This is a genomic window from uncultured Gimesia sp. (assembly GCF_937919775.1).
GTDB lineage: Bacteria > Planctomycetota > Planctomycetia > Planctomycetales > Planctomycetaceae > Gimesia.
This window is the reverse complement of the sequence record NZ_CALFPF010000425.1, coordinates 1-6747: the sequence shown is the minus strand read 5'-3', so window position 1 is coordinate 6747 and position 6747 is coordinate 1. Positions and strand designations below refer to the sequence as shown.

Annotated in this window: 3 protein-coding genes and 3 pseudogenes; 5 read left to right on the top strand and 1 reads right to left on the bottom strand. The window is 52.8% G+C overall.

The window, feature by feature from the left end; translation table 11 throughout:
- The first annotated feature begins 94 nt into the window (after nt 1-94).
- Together Q0294_RS11665 and Q0294_RS11660 are read left to right on the top strand one after the other, a co-directional pair.
- A pseudogene (locus Q0294_RS11665) lies at nt 95-1667 on the top strand (arylsulfatase).
- A gap of 104 nt (nt 1668-1771) precedes the next feature.
- Nucleotides 1772-2644: an HAD family hydrolase gene (locus Q0294_RS11660; RefSeq protein WP_299465140.1), complete on the top strand. Its 873-nt coding sequence runs from the start codon at nt 1772-1774 to the stop codon at nt 2642-2644.
- 38 nt (nt 2645-2682) lie between these two features.
- Here Q0294_RS11660 and Q0294_RS11655 read toward each other — a convergent pair.
- Nucleotides 2683-3927 (bottom strand): annotated as a pseudogene (locus Q0294_RS11655) (IS1182 family transposase); the annotation flags it as partial.
- A 136-nt stretch (nt 3928-4063) separates the two neighbouring features.
- Here Q0294_RS11655 and Q0294_RS11650 point away from each other — a divergent pair.
- The 3 genes and pseudogenes from Q0294_RS11650 to Q0294_RS11640 form a co-directional block, all read left to right on the top strand.
- Nucleotides 4064-4294 (top strand): annotated as a pseudogene (locus Q0294_RS11650) (haloacid dehalogenase-like hydrolase); the annotation flags it as partial.
- Between the two features lie 249 nt (nt 4295-4543).
- Nucleotides 4544-6178, top strand: a complete 1635-nt coding sequence (locus Q0294_RS11645; protein ID WP_299465133.1) for an arylsulfatase — start codon at nt 4544-4546, stop codon at nt 6176-6178.
- Nucleotides 6179-6392: 214 nt separating this feature from the next.
- Nucleotides 6393-6747 (top strand): UxaA family hydrolase (locus tag Q0294_RS11640; RefSeq protein ID WP_299465130.1); only part of this gene is annotated, 355 nt, incomplete at its 3' end.

Sequence of the window (6747 nt, the reverse complement as noted above, 5' to 3'; positions counted from 1 at the left end):
TATAAATCTGTCGGGGTACTTTCCGTTCTGAATTTGTAGACATTTTTTCTGCCTGATGCCACTAATACGAGAGGAGTCGCTCATGAAATCCCGCATGCTCAAGCTCTCTGTCTGGATAGTGCTTCTGACACTATTCAGTTTCCCCACTCTGTCCCCCGCCCAAACGCAGAAACCGAACATTCTCGTCATCTGGGGCGACGATATCGGCACCTGGAACATCAGCCACAATAACCGCGGTATGATGGGTTATCAAACGCCCAACATTGACCGGATCGCCCGCGAAGGAATTTCATTCACCGACTACTATGGACAGCAGAGCTGTACCGCAGGACGCGCCGCGTTTATCGGCGGTAACGTCCCCGTCCGCACGGGCATGACCAAAGTCGGTTTGCCCGGCGCCAAAGAAGGCTGGCAGAAAACCGATGTCACGATGGCGACCGTCTTAAAAAGTAATGGTTATGCTACAGCCCAGTTTGGCAAGAACCACCAGGGGGACCGCGACGAGCATCTGCCAACCATGCACGGCTTCGATGAATTCCTGGGAAATCTATACCATCTGAATGCAGAAGAAGAGCCCGAACATGAAGACTATCCGACTGATCTCGTATTACCCAACGGCAAAACGTTCAAAGAACAGTATGGACCACGGGGTGTGATCCATGCCTGGGCAAATGGAGATGGAACACAAAAAATAGAGGATACAGGCCCACTTACCAAAAAACGCATGGAAACGATTGACGAAGAAACCGTCGCTGCCGCCAAGAAATTTATCAAAGAGCAGAACGCAGCCGGCCAGCCCTTCTTCTGCTGGTGGAACGGGACCCGCATGCACTTCCGCACGCATGTCAAGAAAGAACACCGCGGCCTGAGTGGCAAGAGCGGCGATGAATATCACGACGGCATGGTCGAACACGACATGCACGTTGGCGAACTCCTGAAACTGCTGGATGATCTGGGCATCGCCGACAATACGCTCGTGATGTATTCCACGGATAACGGACCGCACTACAATACCTGGCCCGACGCCGGAACCACACCGTTCCGCAACGAGAAAAATTCCAACTGGGAAGGCGCTTATCGTGTGCCGGCATTTGTCCGCTGGCCCAATCACTTCCCTGCCGGCAAAACGCTGAATGGGGTTGTCTCTCACGAAGACTGGCTGCCCACGTTCGCCGCAGTTGCCGGAGATACGACGATCAAAGAAAAACTGAAAACAGGAGTCGAGCTCAACGGCCGGAAGTATCACAACTATATCGACGGCTATAATCAACTCGATTACCTCACTGAAAAAACGCAAGAGCCGCCACGCAAGGAATTTATGTATGTCAACGATGACGGGCAGATTGTTGCCATCCGGGCCGGAGACTGGAAAGCGATCTTCCTGGAAAACCGAGGTATGGCGTTCGAAGTCTGGCGCGAGCCTTTTATTGAGTTGCGCGTACCTCTCCTGTTTAATCTAAGAAGAGATCCGTTTGAAAAAGCACAACACAATGCGACTACTTACAACGACTGGTTCCTGTCGCGGGTGTATATCATTGTGCCGATGCAGCAGATCGCGGCGAATTTCCTGCAGACGATGCAGGAATATCCCCCCAGTCAGACTCCCGGCTCTTTATAACCTGGAAAAAATCAAAAAGACCATTGAAGACGCCGCCAGCGGGCGATAGTCAATGAACTCGTATCGCACGACAACGACTGGCTTGCTTCAGGTAAGCCAGTCGTTCGTTTATCATTTGTGATTTCACAACGAACCCGTTTTCAAGAGAATTTCATGCGCCAGATCCTCGTTGTATTTTTTCTCTTTTCAATCAATGTATCTTCTGCCGCCGATCCGCTGCCGTCCTGGAATGCCGGTCCTGCGAAAGACGCGATCATCAATTATGTCAAATGCGCGACCAATGATGGCTGCCCGCTGTATGTGCCGCCACGAGAACGGATTGCGGTCTTCGATAACGACGGCACGCTCTGGTCAGAACAGCCCGCGTATTTTCAACTGCTGTTTGCCCTGGATCGCGTGAAAGCGTTAGCACCTCAGCATCCGGAATGGAAAACCGAGCAACCGTTCAAAGCAGCGCTCGAAAATGACCTCAAAACAGTCGCCGCGTCCGGAAAAGCCGGGTTACTCAAAATCATGGCAGTCACTCACAGCGGCATGACGACCGACGAATTCACGGACACCGTTCGCGAATGGATCAAAACCGCCCGGCATCCTGAGAAACAAGTCCCCTACACCAAATTAGTCTATCAGCCGATGCTGGAAGTATTGAACTACCTGCGGGCGAACGGCTTTAAAACCTATATCGTCTCCGGCGGAGGCGTTGACTTTCTGCGGGTCTGGGCGGAAGACGTGTATGGCATTCCCCCCGAACAGGTCATCGGCAGCAGCATCAAAGTGAAACTGGAAGAACGCGACGGCAAGCCCGTGCTCGTCCGTCTGGCGGAGATTGACTTCATCGACGATAAGGAAGGCAAACCGGTCGGCATTCACCGTTTCATTGGTCGCGCGCCCGTGATGGCGTTCGGGCGTGTTGAAAAATCCCACTTTCTGGGAATATGGAGAGCGTGGGTAGTGGTCATTCTTCGTCGTGACCACCAAGCAAGCAGTAAAAAACAAAAAGCCTTCACCAGCCGCTTCAGATTCTGAGCGGTTGCACTCAGATAGGCCTGAATTTGCACTTTTACTCGCCCGCGATACCGTGCCCGAGACAAACCGTGGTTTTGTTTGGCCTCGGCAAATAATCCTTCGCTCTTCCACATTCGCTCTGACAGTTTCTGGCGGAACACTGGATCGCGCATTCGCGTCAGAACCTCCTCAAAGAAATCTTGATCAAGGCTGCGCAGGACAAATCGCTGAGGAGAGCAGCTGCGTGTCCGCGCTGGACAAGTTGATGCTTGCGGACATATTTTACAGTCGGCCGATAAACTGACGTATCGCTTGTAGTTCCTGTTACTCCCAGGATTGGGATGCAGATACTTCCCCTCCGGACAGCGAAAGCGATCCTGTTCTTTTTCGTAAACGAGTCCGCTGCTTAAGTATTTACTGTTTCCAACGCGGCCACTCCAGAGCGGAATAAAAGTCTGTTTGCCTTGTTCTTGCAACGAGTGAATGATAGCCGCTGAACCGTAACCACGGTCCGCTGTTACTTCGTGAATCGTAAGTTTGTAGCGGTGTTCGATTCGCTGCAGTTGGTCGAGATATGGCTGGTTATCATGCCGGGCTCCTGTCGTGACATACGTGTCTAAAATAACGCGGCTGTCAGCATCAATGCTCTGGTGCACTTTGTACTTGAGCTGTCGCGGTGTTCCTGGTTTTTGGGCCAACGTCGCATCAGGATCGGTGTGACTCGTGTGTGTCTTGTTCGAGACGCGCCGCGCGGACGAACCATCTTTTAAACCACGATCTCGTTGTTGGCTCTCCACCTCCTTGTTAGCTTCGTTGGTGTCGTTGTGAATCAACGAGTTCAGTGAAGCATCCGCCGCGATCAATGTAGCGTCGGTCATTACGCTACAGGACTCTGCCACCAAACCGTGTTGCTGGCATAGTTTCACAATCTCATGAAAGACCTGCTCGTAAATCTTTTCTCCATACCGGTCTCGGATACGACTGAACGACGAATGGTCCGGCACTTCGTCTTCCAGGGAGAGTCGGCAGAACCAGCGGTAGGCGAGATTGAAGTGGACTTCCTCACACAGACGTCTGTCCGAATCGATGCCGTAGAGGTACGCCACCAGTTGCATCCGAAAATAGACAACCGGATCAATAGAAGGGCGTCCTCGTCCTTCTGCATAGCAAGAGGTGGTCAGTTTGCGGATGAATGCCGGTTCGACAATGCGGTCGATCTGCCTGAGCAAGTGGTCTTCTGGGATGAACGACTCCAGATCTATGACCGTCCTGGTCTTGGGCTCAAAGACATGCAATCCTTGCATCAGCGTCTCCATGATGGAAAACAGGGAGATTGGACAACAAAGCGAACCTGCTCATACCGCCAAACCGCTCCGCAGATCAAGATCAATCACCCGTTGAACCGTTTATTTCAAACAGACTTTTTCAACACGCCCGTTCGGCAACTCGGACGGCGATCTGCAAATGCTGCAATGGACGGATCGCGGAACGAATTCTCTCAAAGTGATTGTCCATCACACCGATGCGAAACGAGAATACGCCTACGATCGCCAGTCCCATATTGGACAGCTCGACAAAGCGCTGGATGAAGGCAAAGAAAAAGGCTGGACCGTGATCGACATGCAGCGCGACTGGAAACACATTTACCCCACCCCTGCGTCAGATGACTGATTTCCTGTTTCTGCTCACGTCTGCTCGAAAACTCGAACCACCGCCGTGTCCCTTTGGTCTGTACCCCCACCACCAGCAGCGGCTCCCGCGGAAGAAACGAACTGCGCATCGACATTAATCAGATGCCCCCTTCTGCCTGCCTCAACCTCATAAATGATCATCGAAAGTTGACGCCACATCAATGCCCCGCGACAATCAATAACAGTTCCCGATTTCCTCGCGCCGCAATTCAGGAGAACAAACACCAGCATGATTCACTCAACACGCCACCGCCTGTTCTACAAACGGCTCATCCTGCCGCTGATTGTCAGTATCACGTGCGCTCTCCCGTTCACGAATAGAGCCGACGCTGCTCCGAACGAGCGCCCGAATATCGTTCTGATCATGGCCGACGACCTCGGTTTTTCGGACCTGGGCTGTTACGGCTCTGAAATCAAAACACCCCATCTGGATCAGTTGGCACAAGAAGGACTGCGATTCTCCCAGTTTTATAACGCAGGTCGTTGCTGCCCCACCCGGGCTTCCCTCATGACCGGTCTCTACCCGCATCAGGCAGGCATGGGCTGGATGAACCGTAACGACAACCTGCCCGGCTATCAGGGGGAACTCAATCAGCACTGCGTCAGTCTGGCGGAAGTCCTCTCCTCAGCCGACTACCGCTGTTATCACATCGGCAAATGGCATCTGACGTATCGCATGCAGAAAGCCAACGAAAACTGGCCTCTGGGCCGCGGCTTTCATCGCGCCTATGGAACGGGGGGCGGCGGCAATTATTTTGCCCCCAAACCGCTCTACGAAGACAATCAACTGATTCAACCGCCCAAAGAAAATTACTACATCACCGATGCCTTCAGCCAGAGAGCCGTTGACTATCTGAAAGACCATGCGCAACAATCGCAGGAAAAGCCTTTTTTTCTCTACCTGGCTTATACAGCCCCCCACTTCCCGCTGCAGGCACAACCTGCCGATATTGCCGCTTATCGAAGCCGCTATCGCACAGGCTGGGATGAACTCAGAAAACAACGTCATCAGAAGATGACCGAACAGGGACTGATCAACAGTCCGCTTTCGCCCCGCGATCCCGATGCGAAAGCCTGGGACTCGCTCTCTCAAGCGGAGCAGGAAGAGTGGGAACTGCGGATGGCCGTTTACGCCGCCATGATCACCAGCATGGATCGCGGCATTGGTCAGGTGCTCGCGCAAATCGACCAGATGGGAAATACAAAAAATACGCTCGTGTTCTTCCTCTCCGACAACGGCGCCAGTGCGGAATATATCGACCGCGGCCATCAGCCCGGCGCCGTCACCGGTACGCGGGAATCATTCCGCTGTGCCGAAGTCGGCTGGGCCAACGCCAGCAATACGCCGTTCCGTTTCCATAAAATGTGGATGCACGAAGGGGGCATTTCGACACCTTTGATCGTACGCTGGCCCGATCAGATCCAGCAGACTGGCGGCTGGACAAAACAAACAGGGCACGTGATTGATCTGATGGCGACCTGTGTTGACGTTTCAAAAGCCACCTACCCGGCTGTGAAACAGGATCGGCTGATCATTCCCTTTGAGGGAACCAGTCTCGTCTCCACCTTCCGAAATCCGGAGAAAACAACAGAACGCACGCTCTACTGGGAGCATGAAGGCAACAAAGCGATCCGCCAGGGCAACTGGAAACTGGTCAAACAACACAAACAGGACTGGGAACTTTACGATCTGAATCAGGACCGCAGTGAACTGAATGATTTAGCAAAACAGCAACCCAAACACGTCGCTTCACTTGAAGCAGCCTGGAATACCTGGGCTGAACACGTAGGCGTGGTCCCCTGGGATCGACTTCCCCCTCCCGGCTACATGAAAAAAGGGCCGGAGTTCTACCGCAAGAAGTAAACTGCTTCTCCTCAAAACCACTTCAGACAGGAATTCCGCAGAAAACAGGACAGCCAAAACAGTTGCAGAGCATCCGATCCCTTGATTCTGACCGGACAAATCGAGATATTCTAATATATGTGACCTGTCGGTCTTTTATTGACAGGTTTTTTGAATCACCGCTTCTCCCCGCGATGTCCTTCTGCTCCCTTAATTAATAGAACGTCAATCCAACATGTCATCCGTTGCCTCTTCGCCGCTGCTAAAACTTCACCCGGAAGATAATATCGCCATCGCCCGCAATTCCGTGGCGGAAAACCAGGTGTGTCCGATCTCGGAAAGTCAAAGTGTGACCGCCCGGGAAGACATTGATCTGGGGCATAAAGTCGCCATCCAGCAGATTGCCAAGGGATCGCCGATCCGCAAGTTTGGACAGGTCATCGGGTTTGCGACATGCGACATGCAGCCTGGCGACTGGATCCACAGCCACAACCTGGAAGCAGGGGAACTGAGTCTGGATTATGCCTATTCGAGTGATGTCCCTGCGCCTCCAAAACCCATTGAAGGACGGACTTTTATGGGCTACCGCC